The following is a 25,194-nucleotide window of genomic DNA, read 5'->3' on the forward strand; positions in this document are numbered from 1 at the left end:
CCCTATGGTTGTCCGGCATCACGCCGCCGCCCGCTGCTGCATGAGCCGCGTGGCGCCGAAGCCTTCGATCGATCGCCGCGTCGTGCCGTGGATGACGAGATCGGCCATGATCGCGCCGACCACCGGCACGAGCTGAAATCCGTGCCCCGAGAAGCCGAACGCGTGAAACGCACCCTTCGCGTTCGGAGAGGCGCAGATCACCGGCAGATGATCCTTCGTCGTGGCCTCCATGCCGGCCCAGGTCCGTACGATGCGCAGCGCGCTGATCGAGGGGAACAGATCCGTCGCGGCGCGAGCGCCCTTGGAGAGCTTCTGGAAATCGACGTGGCTTTTCTGAACCTCGATATCCGCCCGGCCCTGCAGGCCGCCGCCAATGACGAGCGTTCCCTGGTCCGACTGCTTGAACGAGAGCGGCCGCCCGACCACACTGACGACGGGTTTGAGCAGCGGCGCAACGCGCTCCGTCACGATCATCATCGAGGCCTTGAGCCCCAGCGGAATGTCGTCGCCCAGCATTGCGGCGATCTTACCCGCCCAGGCGCCCGCGGCGTTGATCACCGTCGGGGCAACGAAATCGCCGGCATGCGTGCGCAGTCGCCAATCGGCCCCGGTCTGTTCGATCGCATCGACGCCAACGCCCTCGTGAATCGCCACGCCCGCGGCTTCCGCGCTGCGCCGGAACGCCTGCAAGGTCCGGTGCGGGTCCGCGGCACCGTCGCGCCGTGCGATCAATGCCCCCACGCAATGCGGTGAGATCGCCGGCACGAGCTTCAGGAGCTCGGCGCGGTCGATCAGTTCCTCGTGCGCGTATCCGGCCTCCCGCATCTGGGCGAGACGGCTCTCGAGCTTGGGCAGATGGCTCACATGCTCGGCGATGTTGAGCTGGCCATGGGAATGGAAACCGCAGCCGTCCCCGACGATCCCTTCAATGCCGTGCCACATCTCCATGGCTTCGAGGGAAATCGGGATCTCAGCGGGATCGCGATTGAGCGTGCGGACACCTGCCGCTGTCGCTCCGGACGCGTGGCGTCCGACCCACGATCTTTCGAGGATCGTGACGCGGCGACCGGCGCGCGCCAGATGCAACGCGGCTGACAGGCCGTGAAGCCCGCCACCGATGACGAGCGTGTCGATGACCTTCCCGCTCATGCCCCGGAATCCATCGTGTCGAGCGCCGCGAGTTCACCCAATGTAACGGGCTTGAGCGGCGGACGGGCCCTGTAGAGCCCGACATCGGGCACGCTTCGGCCTTCCGCCGCGGCGAGGACATGGGCAACCGTGTAGCTGCATTGGCGACCTTGGCAGGGGCCCATGCCGGCGCGCGTGAAGGCCTTGACCTGGTTCGGCCCGGGACGGTTCGCGCTGACCTGATCCCGGATCGACGCGACGCGGACCTCCTCGCAGCGGCAGGCGATCGTCTGGTCGGGCGGAATGAAGACTGCTGGTCGCGGGCGGAAATAGCGATCGAGGAACGCACGCGAGGCAAGCGCCCGCACCAGCCGGGAGCGGATCGGCTTCGCGAGGCTTTCGGCTTTTGCCTCTGACAGCCGGCCGGCCTTGGCCGCAATCTGCAGTGCAGCGAGTTCGCCCCGCAGGCATGCGGCCCTGGCACCACCGATACCGGCCCCATCCCCTGCGACGAAAACATTCCGCTCCGATGTCTCCCCCCAGCCGTCGAGTTCCGGCGCAAAACTGTCCTGGTCACTGTTCCAGGCATGCCGGCAACCGAGTGCGAGGGTCGGATGAATCGTTGGGACGAGGCCTTCATGGACGAGGAGAAGCCCCGCCCGCGCGGTCGCGGCACGGCCATCGGTCGTGACATAGCGGATGCGTTCGAGCGCCTGCTCGCCGATCGCCTCGATCTCGGCGACATGCCGGACATAGGGAACCTGCCGCCGCAACCGCGCGATCCAGGCCAGGCCCTTCAGAAGGTCGCCCGGCGCGCCGAACAGAGCCGCCGGCAACGTCGCCATGGTTTCTGCGGCCCGCCTGGGTGGCGTGGTATCCAGGAAACCGGCGATCGTTCCGCCCGCCTGCAACAGCTGGACAGCATACAGGAGCGGCAGGGGGCCGGAGCCAACGATCCAGGCCGGCTCGTCGGGAATCTGGCCCGAAGACTTCAGGACAATCTGGGCCGCGCCGACCGTCATCACGCCCGGCAGCGTCCACCCGGGAAACGGCGCCGGGCGTTCCTGTGCCCCCGTCGCCAATAGCAACCAGTCAGCCTCGACGGAGCTGGCGGCGCCGCCACGCCTCAGGAACGCCCGCATTCCCGCCTCGACGTGCCAGACCTGCGTCTCCGGTTCGTAATCGACGCCGCTCGCGCGAAACCGGCCGACCACGGCCGCGCCCTCGGCATAGGCCTTGCCGAGAAGTCCGGCCCGCGGGGTCCCGGCAACATGCTCGATGTTCCGCCAGATCTGCMCTCCCGGCGAGGGTTGCTCGTCGACGACGAGCACCTGCAGACCGTGCTGCTTCGCGATGATGGCCGCCGACATTCCAGCCGGGCCGGCTCCGACGATCAGGAGATCGGCACGCCGGCTCATGGCGTCACATCGGGCCGGCCGTGCTGACGCTCGATCCGCATGCCGTCGCGAACCTGCGCGAGGCAGGTCTGAACCGACGACACGCCGTCGACCACCGCAAGGCAATCGAAGCACACGCCCATCATGCAGTAGGGGGCCCGCCGCGCACCCGACACCGGGGTCGTCCGCGACCAGAACGATGCCTGCCGCAGAAGCACGGCTGCAACGCTTTCATCGGCGCCGGCAGTGACGGGATGCCCGTCGACATAGACCGTCAGCAAACCGCCGGCTTCCTGATCCAGCTTCCTGAACATGAGAGTGCCTTCTGGACGTTTCGACGTAAGACCGTGGCTCTTAGCGGGCGGCCGCCAAAGGCGATGATCCGCTGCGGGAACAGGCCGTCGGCGCGCGCTGCGTTCCCTGCCTTGGCATCTCGAAATGCTTCATCGGCCTTGGGCAATGCATGATGGTCCCTCCGTGTTGACGACGGTAGGAAGCTGCATACTATTATGTCCAATAGAAAAATGACCGCACTCTATTCCTAGAGTTATAGCATGCCGCGCGCGCTCAATCTGAGACAGATCGAAATCTTCAAGGCCCTGATCGAGCACGGCACAGTCAGCCGCGCGGCCGAGGCGCTCTACATCTCGCAGCCGGCCGCGAGTAAGCTCCTGATGCAGTTGGAGAAGGACAACGGCCTCAAGCTCTTCGATCGCTACAAGGGCCGCCTGGTGCCCACGGCCCAGGGCTTGCGCCTGCACGAAGAGGTCGCCCGGATCTTCGTCGGCGTGCGCCAGGTCGAAAGCGCGATCGGATTGATCAAGCGCGAGGATCAGGGACGCCTGGTCGTGGGCGTGATCCCTGCGCTCAGCGGCGCTTACATCCAGCGCACCACGATGAACTTCCTCAAGCGCAATCCGAACGTCTATTGCTGGATCAAATCGCCCAGCTCCCAATGGATCCCCGAATATGTCCTGACACGCGTTCTGGACATCGGGATCGTCACCGCACGCGTCGAGAATCCCTTCATCGTCACAGAACCGCTCTTCGAACACCCGTTGCTGTGCATCATGCCGGTCGGCCATCCGCTCGCCGATCGCAAAACCGTCCGGCCGGACGATCTGAACGGTGTTCCGTTCGTCGCCTTCAACACGGAGACCTATACGGGACAAAAGGTTTCCACGATGTTCGACAAATATAATGTCAGATCAAACATAGTCTTGACCGCCGATTCAAACTCGACACTTTGCCAATTCGTCGCGGCCGGCCTGGGCGTATCTCTTGTTCACCCCCTCTTTATCGCAGGGGTCGAAAAACAAGTGGTCGTACGGCCGTTCGAGCCCATCATGCCGCTGGATTTCCTGGTCTGCTTTGGGCGCGATGCGAGAAACCCCCAGCTCATCTCCGAATTCGCGAGTGAGGCGAAAACAATGGCCACGCGTTTTGTCGATGATCTCTCAAAAAGCTGGAGCTGCGCCGGCCCCGCGGCGTTGCCCCTCGGCAGACAGCAAGCTATGGGCCGACGTCGGAGCAGCAGGAAAAACTAACGTGTCAATCGCGCCACAACCGGACTCTGGCTCTTTGCCCGAAAGCGGACCAACGCTGCGGCCTTGGATTGCCAACGCACGCCGGCACGCACCGAAGCACTCCATAGACCCGGCACACGGCCGACGTGTCCCGATCCGAGCCGGCAGGAAGTTCAGCGCCGCCTTCGACTAGGAAATCAGCCTGAGCGATGTGTCCCAAAGGCGCTCTGCGTTTCCGCTGTCGAGTGCATAGCGGGCAACGCCGGTGAAATCAGCGGGGCGGCGTGACACTGTCGTGGCCTCATTGCAATCCTCGAAATAGCGCCCGCCGACCCCCTGCAGCAATGGAGACGCTGCGAGAAGCACGGAGGTTGCCGCGCCTTGCCGCGGCGACTTCCGACGCTCGGGAGGTGTTTTGAGGCMACCCGTATGCTTCTGGAGATTGGTGGCGATCGCTCCTGGGTTTAGCGCGTTAGCAAAGATGCCATCGCTCGACCAACGTCGTGTTGCCTCTACTGCCAGAAGGGCACATGCCGTCTTGGACTGTCCGTAAGCGACGAGCGGATCGTAGGGCAGAAAATCAAAATTTAGATCATCAAAKATGACAGGTGCGATGAGGTTCCCGCTTGAGCTCACCGAAACGATCCGGGCGCCGCCCGCAGCCGCAAGCGCGCGCTGCAATCCGATTGCGAGTGTGAAATGCCCGAGGAAATTAGTGGCAAACTGCATCTCCCATCCTTCGGGAGTGCGTTCGAGGGTTGGCAACGCCATGATGCCAGCATTGTTGACCAGAATGTGCAGCGCACCGTCCCAATCGGCAACAAATCGGCGAACACTTCGCTGATCGGACAAATCGAGCTGCCTAACCAGGACGGAGGCGTCGTTAGACGCCGCGCGGATTTCGGCAGCCGTGGTCTCTCCTGCATCGATCCTGCGCACGGCCAGGGTGACCTCGGCGCCAGCGGCGGCGAGCGTTCGAGCGGTTTCCACTCCGATTCCCGAGGAAGCACCTGTCACCAGTGCGCGCTTGCCGCTCAGATCGATGCCTGAAAGGACCTGCTCTGCAGTTGTGCTGAAGCCAAAGGGCGTGGTGATGAGACTCATTTTGCATCCCTTCGGTGCCTCGTTGGGCGTCCGCTAGTCGAGCGACGGCGCCCATCCGTCCGCCTTTAGGGGCGGCGGGACGACCCCTGGCTGTGCTCGATCGTCTCGATCAGGCGGTGAAGCTCCACGGCGTCGTCGAATGTCGGTCTGAGCTGCGTTCCCTTCAGCAAGTCAGATGCGAGACGCTGGTATGAGAGAGCGAGAATCTGCTGTGGGCCCTCGCCAAAGCGGTCGGCTCTGTAATTCGCCGGAATATCCAGCTCCTCCAATGGTCCGCCCCCGCTTGCTCCCATCAGGTTGAAGCCGCCCAAACCAACATATCCGACGGGGCTCGTGATAATCAGATCGCCTTTTGTGCCATTGATCTCGACGTGAAAATTGGTGCCCCGCGAGAGGCCGCCGCGGAAATGCGCAGTGACCGCCACGCCATTCGCCAGTTGGCCGCTCACCATCACCTGGTCAGGGACCGTCATGGGCAGCTCAGCTCCAGTCTCCTCGAGGCGGATAGTCCGGCGACGGGTGATGAGAGTTCCGGCCACTTTGTCGAAGCGGCTATCCAGCGCATGAAGCAGCGCGTCGATCGAGTGAGCGAAAGGTACGTTCAGCATCGCCGCGCCGGCTGTCCGATCGAGCGTGTAAGCAAAGCTGCTGCTCATCGCTTCTCCCCAGACGATGCCGGAGCCGATCTGCGTGGCTGAAAGAACTTCGCCCAGATACCCGTCCCGAATGAGATCGCGCGCATAGGCGAAAGGCGGCGCAGCACGTGTCTGCAGGCCTATTGTGGTTGCGACGCCTTTGGATCGAGCAAAGTCACGCATCGCAACGGCGTCAGAGAGGTCCATCCCGAGAGGCCATTCGGAGAACACGGCCTTCTTCGCCGCGATCGCTTTGGTAACAAGGTCCTTGTGCCGAGTGACTTTGACCGCGATGACGACCAAGTCGACGTCAGGAGAGGCAACCAATTCCTCTGTCGTTCCCATTGCAAAAGGAACGCCGAATTTACCGGCGGCTGCGGTCGCGATATCGAGATTGCTGTGGCTAATCGCTGTAAGGCGGAAATCTGAAAGCCCCTTCAGCGCCGGGATGTGCGCGGTCGTCGCCCAGCCCTTGTCGGGATGGACGCCTATGATTCCGACCTTGATTGGGTTGCCGAACATGTCGCACTCCCTACGTCGGTGACGCGGCAGATCCCGAAGCCGACCGATGCTCCGCAGACAATGGCACGTCATCTCGAACCAGCGTCGAGCTCGAAGCAAAACGGCTGAGCAGCGGCCGGCTACTCGCGCCAAGTTATTCGGTGATCTTCACGAAACCCTGCTGAACGAGCTGAATCGTTCTCGCCATCGCGTCGAGGTTGATCTTCACATCCGGCAGCAAATCCATATTGCCCCAGCCGTTCGCTTTGGCGGTTGCGCCGCAGAGTTCAATGTTCACCCCGCGCTTCATCAAATCGGCGATCAGGCCCTGATACGGGTTGCCGGTCTTGATGTTTCGAGCGGCATTATAGGCCCGGTCGTTCAGCGTCGCGTGCCCGGCGTTGGTATGGAAGACCGCAATGACCTCGGACTGGGCATTCCAATCGCTGATGTCGCCGGTGATCAGATCAAGATGAAACAGCGACGCTGGGAGATCGCCTTCGAACGCAAGCCCGCCAATGCTGTGCACCGACTTTACGTTCTGCAGCGTGACCGGGATATCGATGACTATGGCATGTTCGGTTTTGGACATGGGGACACACCGTTCGGAAAAAGCCGTCACACGCCCTCGTGAACGAGCTTGGTGAAGAAGGCAGGGCCGATGACGAACTGGCCCCATTTCTCATCAAACTGAGCCGTCGGCTTGGCTGCGACAATCTCGTCCAGAGAGCGACCGTCACGTTTCAGCTTGGCGACATTCGCGCGAATGCCAACGAGCATGTCGTGGTAGTTCYGGAGCTCCGCCTTGTTGCTCACGGGTTGCCCATGACCCGGAATAACGATCGTCTGGTCGCTTATGCCAGACAGGATTGCCTCGATCGCGCGGATCGTGCCGTCAATGCTTCCTCCGGTCGAGTAGTCGATGAACGGGTAGATTCCGTTCCAGTAGATATCGCCAGCGTGGATGATATCCGCTTCTGCGAAGCTCACCGTGATGTCACCGTCCGTGTGGGCGTTCGGGCGGTGCTTGAGGAGCAGCGTCGCGTTGTTCAGCCGGATGGACTTCTCGTCGGAGATGGTTTCGGCCGGCAATGCGCCTGGGGGCGAGGGTGGGAAGTTGAAATCCCAATCCTCGACCCTCTGCGCTGCCATGAGGTGTTTGCGTGCATTGTCGTGGGCGAGGATCGCCGCTCCTTCCTTGTTGAGCCATTCATTGCCGTCCGCATGGTCGAAATGCCAGTGCGTGTTGATCAGGTGCTTCACGGGCTGGCGGCCGAGTGCGTCGAGAGCCTCGATGATCCGCGGCCGGGACGCCGTAATGCCAGCGTCGACGAGCACCTTCCCGTCGGGCCCGGTCAGTACAGCGATGTTTCCTCCCGATCCTTCCAGCACGGCCACATCGCCACGTAGCTTGTGGACGGCGATAGGCGCCTTCGCGGCTTCGGCGCGGATCATGTCGACGATGCCCTGGGCCTTGGCGAAGGCGTGCCTTGGGCTCAGCCAGCCATCGGTGGCCGTGATTGTGCCCGCGCCGATGCAGCACAGGCAAAATCCGCGGCGCGAAAGCCTGAATTCCTGGGTCATGACAATACCTTCCTCGGGCGCGCAGCCCGAGGCTGGCGCGTTGGTGGGTAAAGGCTGAGGGAGGGCGCTGATGGGCCGAAGCCGTCTGCGTCCAAGCTACGGTTGCTACGCCTTGATGAAGGCGAGCAAGTCCCGATTGATCTCGTCGGAATGCGTGCTGAACATGCCGTGCGGAAAGCCCTTGTAGACTTTGAGCGTTCCGTTCTTGAGCAGCTTGACCGACAGTTGGGCGGAGTCCGTGATCGGCACGATCTGATCGTCGTCGCCATGCATGACGAGGACCGGCACGTCGATCTGCTTGAGGTCTTCGGTGAAATCGGTTTCCGAGAATACCTTGATGCAGTCGTAATGCGCGTTGGCGCCGCCCATCATGCCCTGGCGCCACCAATTTCGGATCAGGCCTTCAGATACCTTCGCGCCCTTGCGATTGAAGCCGTAGAAGGGTCCGCTGGGTACATCGAGGTAGAACTGGGCCCGGTTGGCAGCGAGCTGGGCACGCAGATCATCGAAGACAGCGATTGGCGTGCCGTTCGGGTTGCGATCCGATTTCACCATGACCGGCGGGATTGCGCTGATGAGCACGGCCTTGGCGACCCGCCCCCTGCCATGGCGGGCAACGTAGCGCGTGACTTCGCCGCCGCCGGTTGAATGACCGATGTGGATCGCATCGCGCAGGTCGAGCGCGGCTGCCAGCTCTCCGACATCCGCCGCATAGGTGTCCATGTCGTTGCCCGTCGCGGTCTGCGAGGAGCGACCATGACCTCGCCGGTCGTGGGCGATGACCCGGAAGCCCTTGCCTAGGAAAAACAGCATCTGATTGTCCCAGTCGTCACCGCTGAGCGGCCAACCGTGATGGAAGACGATCGGCTGTCCCGACCCCCAATCCTTGAAGAAGATCTGCGCGCCGTCCTTGGTCGTGATCGTGTTCATCGGATGCTTCCCTCGTTCGCTGGAAAGATTGTTCGTCCGGTCTGGCTTTGCGATTTGGGCCTGCGCCGCGCTGGGAAGCCCGGCTGCGGCCGCTGCACTCGCCGCGGTCACCAGGACATCGCGCCGTGAGGCGCCCCACGCAGGTGACGGATTTGATGTCGTCATCGCCATCTCTCCTCTCGCTGCCGGTTGCACTTGCATGCAGCCACGCAATTCCGCTGCGCCACCGGTCGGCAGGCGTTCAATGGTCAGCAGTCAGCGAACCGATCAGGCTCGGACGGGCGCGGCGGCGGCCAACTCACTCCGGGTGGTCGGCCTGCCGTTAATCGTCTCGTAGACGGCCTTGGATTTGCCGAGCGTGTCCATCAGCGACTTCGGCCCCTCGAACGGCCTTCCGCCGATATGCCAGCCATCGGTATGCAACTCTTCGATCAGCACCCATACGACCTCGCGGAACGCCTCCGATCCCTCGAATTGGACCATGACGTCGGTGAGGGCCTTGGCCATTGCGTGCTTCTCTTCGGGTGTGAAGACGCCGTCGACCAGCTTGACGTTGACGAAGGGCATGACATCGCTCCTGGAAAAGGTGAGTTGGAGTTCGCGTTAGTCGGCGATATCGACGACGATCTTGCCGTTGGCGCTGCGATTTTCGACCTCGCGGTGGGCGTCGGCCACTGCGTCGAATTCAAACCTGCGTGGATCGACGAAGGGTTTCACCTTCCCGTACTCTGCCAGCTTCGTTGCCTCGCGCATGATCTCGCCATGGTGCTCACGACCTTGACCCGTCAGCATCGGCAACAGGGTGAAGACGCCCGAATAGCTCGCGGCGCGGAACGACAGTGGAGCGAGCGAGTGAGTGCCCCATCCGAGGCAGCTCACCACATGGCCGAAGCGGCGAACTGCGGTGAATGAGGCATCTAGGGCTATGCCCCCCACGGTATCGTAGACCACGTCGAAACCACGGCCGCTGCTGTGATCGTCGACATACTCCTGAGGAGTCGTCTGCTCGCGGTCGATCGCCGTGGCGCCCAATTCCTCGATAGCCCCTCCCTTCGAGGCCTTATCGACCGCGAACACCTCGGCACCGAAGGCCCGGGCGATCTGGATCGCCATCAGCCCAACGCCGCCGGCGCCCTGAACCAGAACCCGCTGCCGGGCCTGGACCTGGGCTCGGTCGACCAGACCTTCCCACGCCGTGATGAACACCAGGGGGAGCGCGGCAGCCTCGCGCATGCTGAGATTGACGGGCTTCGGCGCAAGAAGGCTGGCATCGACCGCAGCAAACTGCGCCAGCGATCCTTGAAGGCCCCCGACGCCTCCGGTCAGCCCGTACACCTCGTCTCCGACGACGAAGCCGGTGACGCCGGTCCCGAGCGCCTCGACAGTGCCGGCGAGATCCATTCCCAGGATCGCGGGAAAGGGGTGTTTCGCGTGCGCCGCGTTTCCGCTCCTGATTTTGAGATCGAGCGGGTTCACGCCGCTCGCCTTGACGCGAACCAGGACCTGGCCTGGCGCTGGCTCCGGGCGAGCGATGCTCGCCCGAGTAAAAGGCGCATTGGTTCCGTTGAGGACGAGTGCATCCATTGCGGCTGCCGTGGTCATCGTCTGACGCCTCTGTGAGGACATTTGCCGCTTACCTGGCGGCACACAGACGATGACCAAAGGACCAACCGGCAGCCAGTGAATTCTCGTGAATTCTTGTGTGGCCGCGCCAGCGCGGCGCACAAGCGCTGTTGGTCAGGTCAGGACAATTCGGCCAGAAGAGACTTCGCGGCTCGCAGATCAGCCGTCTCAAAGCCTTCGCCGAACCGGCGGTACACCGTCGCCAACGACCGATGCGCCTGAACGATCTCCCCGCGGCCACGCAGAAAACGAGCAAGGCTCATGCTGGCTCGAAGCTCCCACGACAGAGCGTCCTGCTGTTGCGCCCGCTTGATGGATTCAAGGAAACACGGCTCGACCAAAGCTGCGCCGGCGCCTTCCTGCAACAGAATCTCGCCCATGACGCGCAAAAGCTCGGCAACGCACCAAAGCTCMTCTTTTTCCTCGCTCCGCAGGATTGCGGCTTCGACGAGCGCCCGGCCCTCAGCCACTTGTCCCGAGAGTGCTAGCGCTTCGGCTAGGAAGCCGGAAAATCTGACGTTATAGAGAGTGAACAATCTCCCCTGTTGAAGTTMGCCCAGCGCGGTCCGGAGAAGCGGAATTCCGCGGTCGAGAAGGCCCTGCTTGATCAAGAGCGTGCCCTTCCAGCAGCGGCCGAACACCTCCCATGGGCCAAGCGCATTTGTTGCCGCCTGGTCGAGCAAGGTTGTGATCGCAACGTCCGCAGCAGCCAGATCCCCGACATGAACCCAGACGGGACATGCCCAACGTGATAGGGCATCACACAGCGAAATTGCGTGGCCGGTTGCCCGCGCAGCATCAGTTGCATGTTGGACAGCCTCCACTGCCTGATCAGGGAATCCCTGCATCCAGAGGAGTTGAGCCGGCTGTACGCGGGCAGCCACTGATTGTCCGAATCGAAAGCGTACCGAACTGGTTGGGCTGGTTCCGGCGGCGGAGACATCGTKAGCAAGCATGCGATCGGCATGATTGCGAGCGCCCCGACAATCCCCCATCGAAAACAGCGTCATGCTGAGCATCCGATCACCGATGAAGCGATCGAGGCTGCTTTCGGCGAGCGACATGAACCGTTGTGCGAGTTCAAGTGACGTTCCGTACTCACCCATGCCGACCTGACAGAGCCACAAACCCCAGAGGGCCTCTGACTGAGCCTCAACATCGGCGAGGTCTTCGGCCATCTCCAATGCCTTAGCGAATGCGGCCGGCGCCTGCGGCGCGAAGCCAATCTTGAAAGCTTGTGACAGGCCGAGCGCTCGGTAAAGCTGCATGACTTGGCGCGCCTGCGCATCCCGGGCTGCTCCGGGACCGATGCCCGACAATGCGCGCTGAACGCCGTTCAGGCATTCGTCGACCGATGACAGCTGATACCAAAGAGGGATGGCGGCCACGGTTACAGCGAGGCCGACCTCCGGATCGCCCTGGGGCGAATAAGCCCAATCGAGAACCATGCGCACATTGTTGATGTGGCGGCCGTACCGGCTGAGCCACTCATCACCAGGCAGTGTTTCGACTTCGCCATGCGCGTGCTTCAGGACAGCGCACAGATAGTCGGCCACTCCCCGCACGGCGCCACTGAGCTCGCCTCGTTGTGAAAGTTTAGCCAGCGCGTAGGCACGGGTTGTGTCGAGCAACCGGTAGCGTGCGACTTTCCCGTGGGCTTCCGCTGCGACCAGAGACTTGGAGATCAAATTTGCCAGATGATCGCGGATGTCGGTGGCCGGGTCGCCGGCACCGCTCATGATGGCGATCACGGCCTCAAGCGTGAACTCGCCAGCAAACACGGCGAGGCGACGCAGGACCGCCTGCTCCGGCGCCGACAGCGCCTCGTAACTCCAATCGAGTGTAGCAGCGAGCGTCTGGTGCCTCGGGAGAGCAGTACGTCGACCGCCAGTCAACAGTCGGAAGCGGTCGTCGAGGAGTTCTGCGATTCCTCGCGTGCCGAACGCCTCGACACGGCCCGCCGCAAGCTCAATTGCCAAAGCAATCCCATCAAGCTGGCGACAAATGTCAGCGACGACGGGCGCCTCATTGTCGTCGAGCTCGAACCCACTGCCGCGTGACGTCGCGCGATCGACAAACAGCTGGACGGCCGGGAAAGTCAGTGCGTCCGCGGCGGTCAATCCAGCAGACACGGCGGGCATCTCGAGGGGAGCGAGCCGGTAAACGCTTTCGCCCTCAGCCCGCAAAGCCTCTCGGCTGGTGGCGAGGACGTGGAGTCCTGGAGCTTCCTTGAGAAGTGTTTCTGCCAACCGGGCCGATGCATCAAGAACCAGCTCGCAGCTGTCGAAAATCAGCAGCATCCGCCGCTTACGCAGAAGCGCGATCACACCAGGAAGCGGGTCGGAAGCACCGTCGGCAAGACCGAGTGCAGCCGCCAACACGCTTGGCACCAGCTGGGCGTTCGCGAGCGGAGCCAAGTCAAGAAAGCAGACGCCATGCTCATATGACAAAAGGAGTTGTTCAGCGACGGCGAGACAGAGTGTGGTCTTGCCGATGCCGCCCGGTCCCACGACCGTTGTCAGACGGGATCTTTGAAAGCGGCCTCGAACGGCCTTGATCGCCTCGGCACGCCCGATCGGCTGCGTCAGTTGTCGCGGGAGATTGTTTCGGGCGCCTGTTGCCCCAGCCTCACCGGAGACATCGGAGGATGAGATTGGAGCCACGAACCGGTAGCCGCGCCCCGGAACCGCAGCGATATAGCGCGCGCCGGCCTGGTTATCGCCGAGGGTTCGCCGAAGCAGAGCTACCTGAGCCCTGAGGTTCGACTCTTCGACGGTGGCTTTCGGCCAGGCGCGCGCCAGCAATTCATCCTTGGTGACGACCTCCCCGACGCGCTCGGTCAAGGCGATCAGAATCTCAAGGGCTCGGCTTCCGACCTGTAATGGTTCACTATGTTGAAACAGACGGTGTTGATCAGGACGGAGGCAAAACGGACCGAATGTGAGAGTTCCGCCGCGCGGGGGCCTCGCGAGAAATGGTGCCTCGTCCATTCAGCGACATAGCTCCGGCTGCTGTCGAAGTATTCGACTATCTGAGCGGTCAAGCAATATGTAAGCCGAGGTCTCACTCTCCTTTTTGCGGAGGCTATCCGTCTCGTCGAGCGCTGCCCCTCGGAGCACCCAATGCCCTGCAAGATGACTCGAAGCGCCATTTCCGGACATTGGCCCGCCAGCCTGAAGCGGACATTCAAACGAGCGCGCCTTGAGATTGGTCAGGACTGGGTGTTAGATTTCATGGAGCGATTTCTTGACGGAAAAGCGGGATCGAATGGATCTGCACATCAGCATTTCCGGACGGGTCCAGGGAGTTGGCTACCGGCAATGGTTCCGCGGCCGCGCGCTCACGGCTGGCGTAAGCGGTTGGGTGCGTAACTGCGTAGACGGCACCGTGGAAGCAGCGCTTTCCGGTCCAGCCGAAAGTGTCGAGCGATTAGTTCTTGAGGCGGGGCAAGGGCCCCGCGGCGCAGATGTCCAGGATGTTCGTCGCCTAGAAGCAGCACCGCCGCGGTTAGATGGCGGCGGCCAGACCTTCTTCATTGCCGCAACCGATAGCTTTCTACAAAAAGGGCGCGATACTCCTCATTCGCCTTAGCCAGTCGCCCTTGAAGTCCGGAGATTTCGCGAATTCGCCGACCCTGTAAGGCAGGGCCTCGATGCGCCAGAAGCGGACATTGGCCTTCTGCCGGAAGGCGGACCTTGGCGCGCTTCGCCGATCCTTGCCTGCATAGTATTTCGCGAGTTTCAGCGCGCGCGGGCCGCCCTCTGAGAGGCGCCTCATGATACTTCGTAGCTGAGCAAATTCCCTTTCCGTCAACGTTTCCGAAGGCGCCTCAGCTCGCGCCCGCGTGATTGCGGTCAAGCTCCTAATCTGGTCGGATGGTGTCGCGCACGAGAAGTGGCAAAGGCCCGATACGGAGGTCACCCCATGGCAATCGGCGAGGCTCGGCGAGAGCAGATTTTTCCGACACTGTCCGCCCTTCAGATCGCGACGGCGCGTCGCTTCGCGAGCGGTGCACCGCGCCGCTTCGACCCTCGTGACGTCGTCTATGAAATCGGCGCCCGCAACGCCCCCTCCTGGCTGATCCTCGATGGCTCGGCTGACGCGATCCGGCGTAGCGCAGCCGGCCAGTCGTCGGTGGTCACCACCTACGGTCCCGGTCAGTTCACCGGCGAGACCAATCAGCTCTCGGGCCGTCCATCCCTCATGTCGGTCGTGGCGGGTGACACTGGCGCGGTCGCGATACCCTTTGATGCGCCGCATCTCCGTGCGCTTGTCATTGGATCGGCGGATGTCGGTGAAACGATCATGCGCGCCTTTATCCTCCGGCGCGTCATGCTGATCGAGGAGGGGCAGACCGGCGGCGCAGGGTCGATCCTGATCGGACGCCGGGATGATCCCGACATCGTCGGGTTGTCGGGGTTTCTCACCCGCAACGGCTACCCTCACACTGTCATTGCCGCATGCGAGGCAGAGGGTCGCGAACTGGTCGAACGGCTCGGCGTCGCCCCCGAAGATCTGCCGCTGATGATCTGCCCGAACGGCACATTGCTCAGAAGCCCGAGCAATGCGGATGCCGCGTCCTGTCTYGGCATCACACCTGATCTCGATCCGAAGATTGTCCATGACGTGGCGGTCATCGGGGCCGGGCCGGCCGGGCTTGCCACTGCCGTCTATGGCGCATCCGAAGGGTTATCTGTCCTGGTCCTGGACAGCCGCGCCTTTGGCGGCCAGGCGGGCGCATCCGCCCGGATCGAAAACTATCTCGGCTTTCCGACCGGCATCTCCGGACAGGCCCTCGCGGGGAGGGCCTTCAATCAGGCGGCGAAGTTCGGCGCCGAACTCGCCATTCCGCTGACCGTCGAATTGCTCCGCTGTAACGGAGCGGGTGCGGAAGCCCCGTTCACCCTCGAGCTCAGCAACGGTGGCACTGCGCGGTCGCGCACCATCGTGATCGCTTCGGGAGCGCGCTACCGGCAGCCCGACATTCCCAACATCGACGAGCTGGAGGGGGCCGGCGTTTCCTACTGGGCATCGCCCGTCGAGGCGCGACTTTGTGCCGGCGAGGACGTCGTCCTCGTCGGCGGAGGAAACTCCGCGGGCCAGGCGGTTGCCTATCTCGCACCGCAGGTCAGGCATCTGCACCTCGTGGTGCGCCGACCCCTCGAGCAGACCATGTCCCGGTACCTGATCGATCGAATCGCGGCGTTGCCCAATGTCGAGCTGCATGTGGGCAGCGAGATTGCCGATTTGCACGGCGACCGGGCGACAGGCCTGACCGGGACGACGTTTCGGGACAGCCGGACTGGTGCGATCCGGGAGTGCACGTCGCGCCACCTCTTCCTGTTCATCGGTGCCGATCCCAATACGCACTGGCTCGACGGCTGTGTGGCGCTCGACGGAACGGGCTTCGTCCTCACGGGGGAGCGCGCCGGTGACGGCGGGCGGCTGCCGCTCGAAACCAGTTGCCCAGGCATCTTTGCCGTCGGAGACGTGCGTGCCGGCTCGACCAAGCGGGTCGCCGCCGCCGTCGGCGAAGGTGCCGCCGTMATCGCGCAGATCCATTCCGTCCTGACACGGAACGTCGGACCCGCATTGAATGCGGTGCCGCAAGCTTGATGGAACGTGACCTCTACAACACCCCAGGGCCAGCTACGCTGAGGTGCATGCTCCGTTCAGCGGAATCTTGAAAGCCTTCGAGGGGCGGGACTGAAGTGCGCCACATCCAGACATTGGCTCACTGCCCGGAAGCGGACATCAGGATAGCTCGACCGCTTGCCCGGATCCGACCCATCTGAGACGTTGGGGCTGCTCGCTTCAGGGTTAGGTGGTTGTGGTCAGCCTCGCGACCGCTCCGACGATGTGCCGGAGCTGAAGTATTTTCTCCAAGCGCTCAACTTTTTCGAACTCCGGCGGGATCACCTCAGCGTCGTAGCCGGTCGTGAAGCCGAGCCGACAATTCCGAATGGTACGTCGAGATAGCGCCATTGTAAGGCTCCGCAGATTTCCGGGTCCTATTCACGAGCCATTCATAGCATGCAGCCAGTTTCGGCTAGCGCCAGATGCGGATTGGCTCCTGCCCGAAAGCGCACGTGGCCGATAGGGCAACGATACGCACGCTAGCGGGACGCGTCGGATTCCTGATTATCGGCGATCTGAAGAGGCCATATGGACATTTGGAGAGGTTTGTCTGGGAGACATCTAAAGTCGTGGCCGGTTCTTTAGTGTTCGGAGCCAGCATTCGCGGTCACGGCCGCACTGCAGCCCTGACCGGAATATCCAGCGCAACCATCAAACGGCCTCGGTCAGTTATCAAGGTCGTCCACGTCCGCGGAAAAATCAAACCCAACAGKGTTCGTTACGACGTAAGACCGCCCTGACTTCTTGACGTTGCCCCGTAATTTCACGGCTTGGTATCGGCCGTGAGCCTGGGTTGCCTTGTTGTAGTCGTCGAGCGGAAGTGTCACGACGACCTTACGGAGCACTTCGTCGATCGGTGCGTAAATCGTCACGCGCCCGCTAGGCTCCCCATCCTCCCTTTCCAGCCTGACAACAGGTCCTTGGACTAGGTAGTCTTCCAGAGTGTCCGTCGCTCGAAAAAGTCTTGCCGCTTCGGTGATTGCCGGGACGACGTCCTTGCTGATCACGACCCGCGAAAGGACATCGCTTGGCATCGGCCGATTCTGTGCCCATGCTACCGAGACAGCAATCGACGTGGGATCGCCGACTTTGAAAAGGCGGCTCACGGCCTCGCACAGGTTTGCGCTGACGCCATCGGCGACGGCGTCCTGAAATGGCTGGAAGCTTCCGCTGATAGACGCTTCGGCGGCGGCATCCACGGTGAGGCTGACGGATCGTGACAGCGTGCGGGTTACCCGACGCTCGAAGGGGTCCTCCGGAAATAGGTTCGTGTCGCTGTAAGCGTTAAGCTGGGGGGCCACAGGCGAAAGCATGGTCAGAACATAGCTGCCGTGTTCGGTCTGTCCCAGGCGGGCCGTTTCCATGTACTCATTGGCCTGCTGCGGCTTCCGCGCGTGGAAAACCGAACGTGGCTTCACAGCTGCGCACGCGGCCGCGAGAAGGATCTCACGAGCCTCTTCGAACAGGGTTAGTCCCTCGTCGATGCGTATCGAGCCGCCTGCCGCGTCAGAAGACTTCGCGGCGACGCGTACGACATCGAAACCGGAATTCAGCAGGTCTCGGATGATACTCAGCTGGGACCGCTCCTCCGCGACCTCCAGTTCGCGCAGGACGCCGCTCAGGAGCGAGACGTAATCGGATGCCCGCTTGTAGGGTATCACCAGCTCCGCGTCGGGCTTCTGGTCGTTGACCCAGACGGAGAACTTTCCAGCCGTCTCGCTATATCGCGTCCAGCCCTTCGCGCGCAGGTAACCGATAACGCTCAGGGGGCTGAGCGCGGAGATCGCGTCCTTGTCGGTGATGAGCGCCTTCATTGCAGTTCATCCGCGGCGACGACGCCGGACAGATCCTGCCCATTGCTGATCCTCGTCATCATCGACTGCAACGATAGCGGGGAAAAAACGTTCAATCGTGGCAGGTGCACGACCCGCGAGTCCTGGTCTGGAAATTCCGGAAGCCCTTTCAGCGAGACCCAATAGCCGCAATGGCTCAGGGCGAGCTGTTGTTCGCTCTGGGCGAGCCAGTTCGGAAGCGACTTTGGCGTGAGAACCACAACCAAGATCCGAGGTATCGAGACCTGCTCGTCCCGCAGGATGTCATAGGTCTCGATGTCGAGGGCATAGGAGGTGTGCTCCCCTTCGGCTGCGGAACTCAGCAGACTTTTCGCCTGCACGGCGATCATCGGTTTCGTAAACATCGTGCCACGAACCCGGGAGCCTATCAGCCAGTCGATCTTGTCGTTGTCCGGTCGCGGCGAAGAGATCGAGCATCCCGCCACTGCCGCCACGGCCTGAATGTAGGCGCTTGAGAATGCTTCCTGCCGGGCCGTAACGTCATTGTAGGGTCTCAGAATAGAAGCCGATGACACATCTACCCCCGACTGCGCCGACGTTCCTCAGTATGGTCTTTACCTGCGTCAGTCTCCATAAATTCCTAATTTCGGGCGGGCCCATTCCTAAGGCTCTGCGGGCGGGGCATGCTCCCGACACCGGAAGAGAAGCACAGGGCGTGAATTGATGTCGTTCGATATTGCCGAGTTGAAAAATAACAAGCTGTGCTTCGAATGCGTCGGCGAGAGCTTTCTAAAAAGAGAAATGCTGACCCACGGCAAGGTCGCTGAGTGTTCGTATTGCGGCACTCAGCAAGAGAGCTACACGCTCGCGACCATGGCAGAGCGGATCTCCGAAGTGTTCAACGAGCACTACAGGCGCACCTCCGATCAGCCCAATTCCTTCCAGCAGATGATGCAGGCGGATAAGGAGGGGACCTATGAGTGGGAACGGGATGGCGAGGAAGTCATCAATGCCATCGCCAACGCCGCCGAGATCTCCGCCGATGCCGCGCGAGACATCCAAGAGATCCTCGACGACGAGAACGGTGACTACGACGCCTCTATGAGTGGTTTGGAAACCGAATTTGCTGCGGAATCCTACTATGAGGAAAGGAGGTMGACCATCGATGCCTGGCATGGGGAATGGAGCTCATTCGAGCGATCGCTGAAGACGGAGGCGCGCTTCTTCAGTCAGACGGCCACGAAACACCTTGTTTCGGTATTTGGCGACATCGAGACGATGCGAACCAAGAACGACGGCCCCCTGCTTGTCGATGCTGGTCCGGGCACGCCGCTGGAGGCCTTCTACCGGGCCAGAGCGTTCCAATCCGAGGACAAGCTCGTCGAAGCCATGGGCCGGCCAGACAAGCATCTGGGATCGGCCCCTGCGCACCTATCGAGTGCAGGACGGATGAACGCTCGCGGCATATCGGTATTTTACGGCGCGAGCACGGCTCTCGTTGCTCTTGCCGAGGTCCGACCTCCAGTCGGCAGCCAAACCCTGGTCGGGCGGTTCGAGATCATCCGACCTCTGCGCCTGCTCGATCTCACGGCGCTGAGCGATGTCGTGGAGCGCGGAAGCATCTTCGACCCAAGCTTCGGAAGGCGGCTAGAGCGAGCGATGTTCCTCCGGTTCCTGAGCAAGAAAATCACGCGACCAGTGATGCCGGACGATGAGGCTTTTGAGTACCTGCCCACTCAGGCGATCGCCGATTTCCTCGCGACCCAGAAGGAGCCTGCGATCGATGGCATCCTGTTCCCATCGGTGCAGGCGGCAGGCGATGACCTGAATGTCGTGCTCTTCCATAAGGCCGCACGCGTCGAAACCTATGAGGTGCCGAAGGGGACGAGGATCGAAGGCAAGACCTACGAACAGCATGCCGATGGGGAGGACATCGATTATTCCGTGATCGAATGGCTCCCGCCCGAGGAAAGGAAGATGGCCGCTCCGTCACCCGGCTGGCCGGATTTCGCCGCGATACATGGCAACCCTTGGATCGAACCCGACGTGGATAGCAGAGAGCCGGCTCTGCGCGTCGACATGAAATCGCTCAGAGTCCACCACGTGGACAGGGTAAAATACGACACCACCGACTACCGCGTGTCGCGCAATAGCTACCAATGGCGGGATGGCGGATTCTAACGTGACGGACAGCGCGTCGGCGGTGGGAGTAATCTAGATGGGTGGAGCGGCTGCTTCCGCGGTGGCGACCGCAATGACGACGGCTGACTGGGCGTTCGTCGTCTCGATCTTCTCGGCGATCGTCTCGCTGGTCAGCCTGGCATGGACGGTGTGGAGCAAGTGGCTTCACCCCAAGCCAAAGATCCGGATCGGCTTTGCCGTCATGCACATCATCGACGAGAACGGTAAGTCCCCTCCCTTCCTAGAAGCAAACGCGACGAATTTCGGTCCCACAGACACGACGATCACTAACCTCGTCGCCCGGTCACGCGCGGACGGCTGGTGGTACAAACTCGGGCGAGACAGGTGGACTTGGGGCGTGATGGTCACCGCCAACAACATCCCCGATGCAATCCATGCCAGAAGGGCCGCCCATGGCRGCATGCCAGTGACCGGTGGGAGAGAAGTTCTCAACCTACCTGCCGTTCCGGCACGAACACCTCCGTGATGACAACGACGTCGACATCGGCTTCAGCGACATCTTCGGCCGGTATCACTGGGCGCCTAGAAAGAGCCYCAAGACGGTGGTTGGCAGCATTAGAGAAAAGTGGCCCAAGGTGACCGACGGCAAGGGGGAGTAGGGCGATGGAACCGTACACGAAAGGCACCGCCGAGATCCGGCACCGGACGACCGGGGTCGTCTACGAAATCGAGAGCGACGAACTCGAATGGGAGCAGAACGGCGGCGAAGAGCGGGGCATGGGGTCCGAGCTGCGCTATGAGGCCATCGTCGAGCACCCGCATCTAGGGACACTCACTTGGGCTTTGTGGGAATACCCGCTCGGGATCGAGAATAACGACGACACCGATGTCGGCCGGCATGAGGTCATCAAGAACTTCGACTTCGGCCTTGAACATGTGCCGGACGCGGAGGACGAGTATTGGCTCAATGACGATACCCCGCCTGATCCGTTCCGAATCTACCACGATTCTTATCACATGACCGGTGACCTGCTAGCCGACCATGGTGGGCTAGGCGGGGGTCATCTCCTCAACCGGATGATCTTCTCACATCAGATCACGGCGCTCGAAGCTTACCTAGGCGACACCCTGRTCAATGCGACGTTGAACGATCCCGCGGCGATGGGCCGGTTGATGGAGAAGGACACTGAGCTGAATAAGCAGAAGTTCACGCTGGTGCAGATCGCCGAGGAGCCTGATCTTGTCGAGAGACGCGTGCGGACCTACCTCCAAGAGATCCTCTATCACAACCTGGAACGGGTGAACTTCCTCTATTCGACCGCCTTGCAGTTCCAGATCCTGCCGTTGGCGAAGGATAGCGCTGCGCTGATCGCAATGATCAAGCTCCGTCACGACTGCGTTCACCGGAACGGCTTCAACAAGGACGGAACGCAACTTACGATGTTCACAAAGCAGTATGTCCAGGCTGCTGCCGATATGATCCGGGAGTTCGTGGAAAAGATCGAAAAACAGGTGCTGTTGGTCAGTAGGCCACCTCAGCCGAAGGCTGCTAGGCGGGCCAAGTCGACCTTGTTCCCCAACTCTCCTTAGGGCGCCCTCCCGATGCAACATACCGCATGACGCTGCATGAAAAAGTGCCAGCAGTTGCAATAGTGGGACGTAAAAAGCGCGCAGGCGCATCATCTCTCGGCGCACTCGGAAAATGGATTTGAATGCGCCCACAAGCTGACATTCCGAAAGTCGGGTGAAGGGCCACCCGTGGCTGCTCGATCAACAGGCCCAGCAGACTGCCCTGAAGCAGACGTTCCGCATGTCTGCAAAGGGCCATCTTCCCCCGTCTGGCGCTCTGCCGCGAACGTCTCACTTGGGTCGCGAGCGGCCATTTCGCCAATAACCGACATGGGTGGCTAGCTGAAGTTCGCTAGGTCCGCTCCGCAGGACCGGATGTGCCCATATCGGCCCTTGGGATCACCTCTGCCAGCGCCCGAAGGCGGACGTTAGCCGGTTCTCGCGTGGAAAATTTGGAGGGAGCGGCATGTCCATTCAACGGCGAGGTTGGCGACAGCGGCGGCTATAGCACTATTGAACTATAGGTCGCCGTGACGCTCGCGATCTGTTTTGCTTTTGCTTGCCGGAGAACACCGCGTGCCTGCAGTTTGGATACTGGCTGCAGCCGACGAACGAGCGCCCGGTCTTCGTTTTCCTTTCGACCAACTGACCAACTCGGCAGGCCGGGCATCGCTGTAGCGCTTGGCCGTCGATGGTTTCGAAGCGGATCTCCTCACCAGCGGCCTCGCAGAGTTCTTGGATGTAGCGCGAGGGTCGGGCACTGTCGGCCAGCATGAAGACGCCGCGGCTGGCCCGGGTCAAGGCGACGTAAAACAGGCGTCGTTCCTCTGCGTACTCGAAGGTCTCGGGATTGGGAATCACTAGGTTCAGCAGCTCGTCGTCTTCGACACGGCTCGGAACACCATAGTCGCCCTCGCTGATGTCGAGCAGGATAGTGTAGTCCGCTTCGAGACCCTTCGAGCRGTGGAAGGAAAGCGCCGAAACCTCGATATGCGCGAATGCCGGCATACGGCCGGCGAACGGATCGAGATGGTTGTAGCGCCAGAGAACGAGTACTCTAAGCTTCTGGCTTGCCGTGTCGCGCCGCTGCTCCGCGACGATGCTTCCCAGGAACACATCCAGCCGGGATAATATCCGCAGGCAGGCTGCGCCGAAGTCCGGCCTCTTCTTTGCGCCTTCGATCGGGATGACGCGGATCGATTTGGGTATAGCGGGCCGTATAGACCGTACCGACTTCCTGAGTTGCTCTGGGTTCCGTTGAACGAAACGCGCAGCTGTCTCCGCGATTAGCTGGTTGCAGCGGTAAGTTTGCTCGAGCCGACCTTGCCAACTTGTGCCGAAGTTCGGCTCGAATCTTGTGAAGAGGGTCACATCCGAGCCAGMAAAACGGTAGATAGACTGCCAGTCGTCGCCCACGGCAAAGAGTTTGGAGAACGGCTTCTGGTCTCGCAGCGACTTAATGAGTTTAGCCCTGGGTCCAGATATGTCCTGGAATTCGTCCACTAGGATCAGCGAGTACGGACAGGTGTATCGTTTCGTCTCAACCAGCTGCGTCGCGTCGGCGATCATGGAATCGAAATCGATCCGTTCGGCATCCACGAGCTTTTTGGAATAGGCTTGGGTGATTCTGTAAACGACGCCCGAAAATATCCGTGCGCGTTCCTTATCTTGGAGCGACTGCGCAAGCTGCAGCAGCGTATCGAGCGTCAGGTGGCTCGCCCGGATGTGCTTGACGCACGTGCCGATGATCTGGTGGTAGTGCCTGACCACCACTGGCTCCAGCGCCTTCGCAATATCGCTATACTGCTTCGCCACGAGTGGTATCCCGCGACGCTCAAGTTGCTCGCGCATGACATCGAAAATCGTGCCGTCCTTGGCCTGGGCGGATCGCGTCTCGAAAAAGTCGATCTGCCCGACCTGATAGTCCCGGCGCTTTGCCTCGGCGTGGACGACATAGTCCTCGAACGGTGAGGCGCCGTTTGCATCGATCGCGAAATGCTCGTGCACGGTACCGGTCGCCGGATAATAGAAGTCGGGATGAATATGGCGGACGGCGCCTTCCGCGTCCCGCACCTCGACCTGTCGTTCGTATTCGAACGCGACCGAGTTCAACCAGAGCCAGTTGGCGATCGACTGTTCCTGCAATGATTTGACGTAAATTCCGGCCAGCGAGCCGATCGTCGCCTTACCCCTGGTCCGCCGCTCCGTGACGTATCGTTGGTAGTCAACCTCGCTGTCGAACGTTTCCCGGGGGATATCGGCCTTGGGATGCAAGACCAGGAGATCAACCCAAAGTCGCATAAACTCCCCGTCGGAGCTGACTAGTTCAACGATGATTTCCTCAATCGCCTTGGCTTCCMCGGCGGGATGTTCGACCCAGTTGGCAAGCTGGGGCGGCCGCCCGTCGACCTCCTGGATTATGCCGCGGCCCAAAGCGTGGAAGGTCGTCACACGACATTCAAGTTTGTCGGGCTCCACCTTCAATTGCCTGGCGATGCGCTCCCTAAGCTCACCGGCCGCCTTCTTGTTGAAGGCCAAGACCAGTATTTCGTCAGGGCGTACTAACTTCTTCGCGAGCACATACGCTACCTTGCCCACCATTGTGGCGGACTTGCCCGATCCCGCCGACGCAATGAGCAGGTTGTTGTCCTCGAGGCGGATACAGGCCTCACGCTGCTGCCCGGACAACGACCGGCCGTCCAGGTCGTCGAAGAACGCCGCAAAAGCGGCCAATTCGGCCACGACGAACCGCTCGTTGTAGTGATGGCGCACGTTCGGATCGGTTAGGAAGGAGTGGGAGGCCGGCAAGGCGGCCTCGAGCGTCTGCGCCATCCGCCTGGGATCGAACAGGGGGTGCGAAAACGCCGTTGCCGCCTTTCCTGGCACGCCGGCAATTGCGCTGGCGAGGTCCGAATTCGCCAGATACCGGTGGTTGTCCGTCACGACCGCGCCGAGTCTCGCGTCGATCTCGCGCAGCTGATCAGTCTCGGAACGGATCAGCTCGCCCAGATATTCGTTGACGAACGCCACGAGGTCGGCCGCGAGTTCGTCTGCGGCGTTTCGGCCGAGGCCCGATAAGCGATCCACCTTGGTCCTCGAGCGGATCTCAACGGCGTGCCACAGGGCCCCTTTCGCGGTTTGGACCGACACGAGGTCTAAGCATTCCAACTCGGTCTCGCCGCCGCCCGACACCAGGCAGATACCGGCAGTCGAACGCTGACCGGGTGTCAGTTTCCAGTTCTCGCCGGAGAACAGTCGGGCGAATAGTCCGGGACGATATGTGCGGGCGCGCTTCAGCATGGCTGTCTTAATCGAGAACATGGCGAGCGTGAGCTTAGCAAAGTGCGAGTTGACAGGGCTCGACAGCTGTTTGCCCTCGAGAGCGGAACGTCAACTATTTGCTGAATGCGAACATAGCGGACGGGCAGCTTCCGGCCCTGGCCGGCGCACGCATCAGACTGTCTGAGAGCAGACGTTGTCAGAGTCCGGAATGGGCCATCTTCCCCAATCTGGCGCTCTGCCGCGAACGTCTCGCTTGGGTCGAGAGCCGAACTCTTGTCAGCACACTCGTAGCGTCTGCTTCTTCGGCAATGCGCCAATGTCCGCATCTGGCGCGGGACGGAAG

Annotated in this window: 21 protein-coding genes; 6 read left to right on the plus strand and 15 right to left on the minus strand. The window is 61.7% G+C overall.

What is annotated here, in order from left to right; translation table 11 throughout:
- Positions 1-18 precede the first annotated feature (18 nt).
- Genes AC1DJT_RS05260 through AC1DJT_RS05270 form a run of 3 tightly spaced genes read right to left on the minus strand, consistent with a single transcriptional unit; the run spans position 19 to position 2,839 of the window.
- A complete protein-coding gene (locus AC1DJT_RS05260) occupies positions 19-1,149 on the minus strand; it encodes an NAD(P)/FAD-dependent oxidoreductase (protein ID WP_476770103.1) in 1,131 nt (376 codons plus the stop codon).
- Positions 1,146-2,546 carry an FAD-dependent oxidoreductase gene (locus tag AC1DJT_RS05265; protein WP_476833665.1) on the minus strand — a complete coding sequence of 467 codons (1,401 nt, stop codon included), beginning with the start codon at positions 2,544-2,546 and terminating at the stop codon, positions 1,146-1,148. The genes AC1DJT_RS05260 and AC1DJT_RS05265 overlap by 4 nt, the downstream gene beginning before the upstream one ends.
- A complete protein-coding gene (locus AC1DJT_RS05270; protein ID WP_476770101.1) occupies positions 2,543-2,839 on the minus strand; it encodes a (2Fe-2S)-binding protein in 297 nt (98 codons plus the stop codon). The genes AC1DJT_RS05265 and AC1DJT_RS05270 overlap by 4 nt, the downstream gene beginning before the upstream one ends.
- A 240-nt stretch (positions 2,840-3,079) precedes the next feature.
- Here AC1DJT_RS05270 and AC1DJT_RS05275 point away from each other — a divergent pair, with 240 nt between their 5' ends.
- Positions 3,080-4,072, plus strand: coding sequence for a LysR substrate-binding domain-containing protein (locus tag AC1DJT_RS05275; RefSeq protein WP_476833666.1), 993 nt, complete (start codon positions 3,080-3,082; stop codon positions 4,070-4,072).
- 168 nt (positions 4,073-4,240) lie between these two features.
- Here AC1DJT_RS05275 and AC1DJT_RS05280 read toward each other — a convergent pair whose 3' ends face one another.
- The 8 genes from AC1DJT_RS05280 to AC1DJT_RS05315 all read right to left on the minus strand — a co-directional run bounded on the left by AC1DJT_RS05280 (position 4,241) and on the right by AC1DJT_RS05315 (position 13,418).
- A complete protein-coding gene (locus AC1DJT_RS05280; RefSeq protein ID WP_476833667.1) occupies positions 4,241-5,155 on the minus strand; it encodes an SDR family NAD(P)-dependent oxidoreductase in 915 nt (304 codons plus the stop codon).
- A gap of 65 nt (positions 5,156-5,220) precedes the next feature.
- Positions 5,221-6,312 carry a Gfo/Idh/MocA family protein gene (locus AC1DJT_RS05285; protein WP_476769998.1) on the minus strand — a complete coding sequence of 364 codons (1,092 nt, stop codon included), beginning with the start codon at positions 6,310-6,312 and terminating at the stop codon, positions 5,221-5,223.
- Between the two features lie 133 nt (positions 6,313-6,445).
- Positions 6,446-6,883: a DsrE family protein gene (locus AC1DJT_RS05290; RefSeq protein WP_476770007.1), complete on the minus strand. Its 438-nt coding sequence runs from the start codon at positions 6,881-6,883 to the stop codon at positions 6,446-6,448.
- A gap of 26 nt (positions 6,884-6,909) precedes the next feature.
- Positions 6,910-7,875: an MBL fold metallo-hydrolase gene (locus AC1DJT_RS05295; protein ID WP_476833668.1), complete on the minus strand. Its 966-nt coding sequence runs from the start codon at positions 7,873-7,875 to the stop codon at positions 6,910-6,912.
- Positions 7,876-7,980: 105 nt separating this feature from the next.
- Complete coding sequence (locus AC1DJT_RS05300) at positions 7,981-8,805, minus strand: alpha/beta fold hydrolase (protein WP_476770000.1); 825 nt, start codon at positions 8,803-8,805, stop codon at positions 7,981-7,983.
- Between the two features lie 267 nt (positions 8,806-9,072).
- A complete protein-coding gene (locus AC1DJT_RS05305) occupies positions 9,073-9,372 on the minus strand; it encodes a tautomerase family protein (protein WP_476770001.1) in 300 nt (99 codons plus the stop codon).
- A gap of 36 nt (positions 9,373-9,408) precedes the next feature.
- Positions 9,409-10,407, minus strand: coding sequence for a zinc-dependent alcohol dehydrogenase family protein (locus AC1DJT_RS05310; protein WP_476770002.1), 999 nt, complete (start codon positions 10,405-10,407; stop codon positions 9,409-9,411).
- 140 nt (positions 10,408-10,547) lie between these two features.
- Positions 10,548-13,418, minus strand: a complete 2,871-nt coding sequence (locus AC1DJT_RS05315) for an ATP-binding protein (RefSeq protein ID WP_476833669.1) — start codon at positions 13,416-13,418, stop codon at positions 10,548-10,550.
- 277 nt (positions 13,419-13,695) lie between these two features.
- Between AC1DJT_RS05315 and AC1DJT_RS05320 the strand changes: the two genes are divergently transcribed.
- Positions 13,696-14,019, plus strand: a complete 324-nt coding sequence (locus tag AC1DJT_RS05320; protein ID WP_476770004.1) for an acylphosphatase — start codon at positions 13,696-13,698, stop codon at positions 14,017-14,019.
- Here AC1DJT_RS05320 and AC1DJT_RS05325 read toward each other — a convergent pair.
- Entirely contained in the window at positions 13,984-14,205 is a 222-nt protein-coding gene (locus tag AC1DJT_RS05325; protein WP_476770008.1) for a hypothetical protein, read from the minus strand. The genes AC1DJT_RS05320 and AC1DJT_RS05325 overlap by 36 nt on opposite strands.
- A gap of 147 nt (positions 14,206-14,352) precedes the next feature.
- Here AC1DJT_RS05325 and AC1DJT_RS05330 point away from each other — a divergent pair, with 147 nt between their 5' ends.
- Positions 14,353-16,044, plus strand: a complete 1,692-nt coding sequence (locus AC1DJT_RS05330; RefSeq protein ID WP_441492833.1) for an FAD-dependent oxidoreductase — start codon at positions 14,353-14,355, stop codon at positions 16,042-16,044.
- Positions 16,045-16,730: 686 nt separating this feature from the next.
- Here AC1DJT_RS05330 and AC1DJT_RS05335 read toward each other — a convergent pair.
- The gene (locus AC1DJT_RS05335; protein ID WP_476833670.1) at positions 16,731-17,879 is read right to left on the minus strand and encodes a hypothetical protein; all 1,149 of its coding nucleotides are present in this window, start codon (positions 17,877-17,879) and stop codon (positions 16,731-16,733) included.
- Positions 17,876-18,433, minus strand: coding sequence for a DUF4365 domain-containing protein (locus AC1DJT_RS05340; RefSeq protein WP_476770006.1), 558 nt, complete (start codon positions 18,431-18,433; stop codon positions 17,876-17,878). The genes AC1DJT_RS05335 and AC1DJT_RS05340 overlap by 4 nt, the downstream gene beginning before the upstream one ends.
- Positions 18,434-18,581: 148 nt before the next feature.
- Here AC1DJT_RS05340 and AC1DJT_RS05345 point away from each other — a divergent pair, with 148 nt between their 5' ends.
- The 3 genes from AC1DJT_RS05345 to AC1DJT_RS05355 all read left to right on the plus strand — a co-directional run bounded on the left by AC1DJT_RS05345 (position 18,582) and on the right by AC1DJT_RS05355 (position 21,590).
- Positions 18,582-20,039: an RES family NAD+ phosphorylase gene (locus AC1DJT_RS05345; RefSeq protein ID WP_476833671.1), complete on the plus strand. Its 1,458-nt coding sequence runs from the start codon at positions 18,582-18,584 to the stop codon at positions 20,037-20,039.
- Positions 20,040-20,112: 73 nt separating this feature from the next.
- Positions 20,113-20,526: a hypothetical protein gene (locus AC1DJT_RS05350; protein WP_476833672.1), complete on the plus strand. Its 414-nt coding sequence runs from the start codon at positions 20,113-20,115 to the stop codon at positions 20,524-20,526.
- Positions 20,527-20,663: 137 nt separating this feature from the next.
- Positions 20,664-21,590, plus strand: coding sequence for a hypothetical protein (locus AC1DJT_RS05355; protein ID WP_476833673.1), 927 nt, complete (start codon positions 20,664-20,666; stop codon positions 21,588-21,590).
- A 489-nt stretch (positions 21,591-22,079) separates the two neighbouring features.
- Here the strand turns inward: AC1DJT_RS05355 and AC1DJT_RS05360 are convergent, their stop codons facing one another.
- On the minus strand, positions 22,080-24,869 hold the full coding sequence (locus AC1DJT_RS05360) for a UvrD-helicase domain-containing protein (protein WP_476833674.1): 2,790 nt from the start codon (positions 24,867-24,869) through the stop codon (positions 22,080-22,082).
- Between the last annotated feature and the right edge of the window lie 325 nt (positions 24,870-25,194).

It is taken from the genome of Allobosea sp. 05T422_2, assembly GCF_056396265.1.